Annotated in this window: 2 protein-coding genes; both read left to right on the top strand. The window is 65.3% G+C overall.

The features are described from left to right. A partial coding sequence (otsB, locus tag AC062T_RS12645; RefSeq protein WP_476030551.1) for a trehalose-phosphatase occupies positions 1-587 on the top strand: 587 nt, incomplete at its 5' end. Between the two features lie 111 nt (positions 588-698). Next, positions 699-2,056, top strand: a 1,358-nt coding sequence (locus tag AC062T_RS12640) for a proton-conducting transporter transmembrane domain-containing protein (RefSeq protein WP_476030549.1), incomplete at its 3' end; no start/stop codon positions are given.

Genomic DNA, 2,056 nt, shown 5'->3' with positions numbered 1-2,056 from the left:
TGGCCCTCATCTCCGGCCGGGCCATGCAGAGTTTGATGCACGTGGCCGAGCCGCCAGAGTCTGTCTGGCTTAGCGGTTCACACGGGGTCGAGGTGCGGCTCGATGCCGCACCCGGCGTATCCCTCAGCGAGGCGGAGCAGGGGGATCTCTCCCGCCTTCGCGAAATTCTGGAGGCCGCCGCAGCGCCGTTCGATGACGTCTGGATCGAGGTCAAGCCGGCAGGGTTCGCGCTGCACAGCCGATCCGCAACCCCGCAGGATGCCGAGGAAGCCGAGCGTCAGGCGCACGAGCGGGTGTCGACGGAGTTGCCAGCGATCACCGAGCGGCGGGGAAGCAATGTGCTTGAGTTCTCGGTGCGATCGACGACCAAGGGCGATGCGGTGCGGATGCTGCGCGAAGCAGCAGGGGCCACGGCGGTGCTCTTCGCGGGCGACGATGTGACCGACGAGGATGGCTTCGCCGTGCTGGGCGATGCCGACGTTGGTATCAAGTGTGGTCAGGGCTCGACGGCGGCCAAGTTTCGCGTTGAGGACCCGGCAGCCGTTGCCCGGGTATTGTCGCGCCTTGCAGAACTGAGGGCTCATTAACATTCTGAAATGGGAATGCCCAGCGTTGAGCCCCCGTTAGAATGGTTGTCAATCGCTGCTCGCAACGTTTTCTGCGTACGCGCGCCGCCCGCCCTATGAGACGGAGGTCACGTGCTGATTTCACTGGCCTTCTTCGCGCTCGCTGCGATTCTTGCTCCGGCGCTCACGCGGGTGCTCGGCCCCCGCGTCTTTTATGTCGCGGCGCTCGTTCCGCTCGGCGCGCTCATCCCTTCGATCGCTGCAGCACCGACCGTGCTTGCCGGTGGAATTGTGCGCGAATCGATCGAGTGGGTTCCGCAGATCCACCTCGCACTCTCGCTGCGGCTCGACACGCTCTCGTGGATCATGACGCTCATCGTGCTCGGCGTCGGCTCGCTCGTGCTCTTCTACTGCGAGCGATACTTCTCTGACGACGAGCCGGGCCTCGGCCGATTCGCCGGGTTCTTCATTGCGTTTAGCGGGGCAATGTATGGACTTGTCGTCTCAGACGACATCTTCCTCATGTTCATGTTCTGGGAGGCCACCACGGTGTTCTCCTACTTGCTCATCGGCCACTACACCGATCGAAAGGCAAGTCGCGGTGCCGCGCTCCAGGCCCTGCTCGTGACGACAGCGGGCGGGCTCACGATGTTCGTCGGACTCGTCGTCATGGCGGCAGCGGCGGGAACAACGAGTTTCACCGGCATCATGGCGGACCCTCCCAATGGCACGACCGTCACGGTCTCGGTGTTCCTCATCCTGGTCGGAGCCCTGTCGAAGTCGGCCCTCGTGCCCTTCCACTTCTGGCTCCCTGCGGCGATGGCCGCGCCCACCCCCGTCAGCGCCTACCTTCACGCCGCCGCCATGGTGAAGGCCGGCATCTTTCTTATCGCCGCAATGGCTCCGGCATTCGCCGAGATTGCCGGGTGGCGCGAGGTGCTCGTCGGATTCGGCGTTCTCACCATGCTCGTCGGCGGCTGGCGTGCGCTGCGGCAGACAGACATCAAGCTCCTGCTGGCCTACGGCACGGTCAGCCAGCTCGGCTTTCTCACGGTCATCGCCGGGTACGGCACGCAAACGGCGGCCCTGGCGGCTCTCGCCCTGCTTGTCGCCCACGCCCTGTTCAAGTCGGCACTGTTTCTCGTGGTCGGGCTCATCGACCACTCCACGGGCACCCGCGACCTGCGCAAGCTCAGCGGTCTCGGCCGCAGCCGCCCTGCCCTCGCGGCCATAGCGACGCTTGCCGTCGCCTCGATGGTGGGGCTGCCGCCCCTCTTCGGGTTCGTCGCCAAAGAGGCAGTCTTCACGGCGTTCCTCGACGGCACAACGCTCGGACTCATCGCCCTCGTGGGGGTCGCGGTCGGCTCCATGTTCACGGTTGCCTATGGCGCTCGTTTTCTCTGGGGAGCGTTCGCTCGCAAGCCCGACGTTGCCGACATCGACGTCAAGCACGATCGGGCGGATGCTCTCGCGAGCCCGTTCATCCTGTC

The organism is Homoserinimonas sp. (genome assembly GCF_056262345.1).
This window is presented reverse-complemented; position numbering and strand designations above follow the sequence as displayed.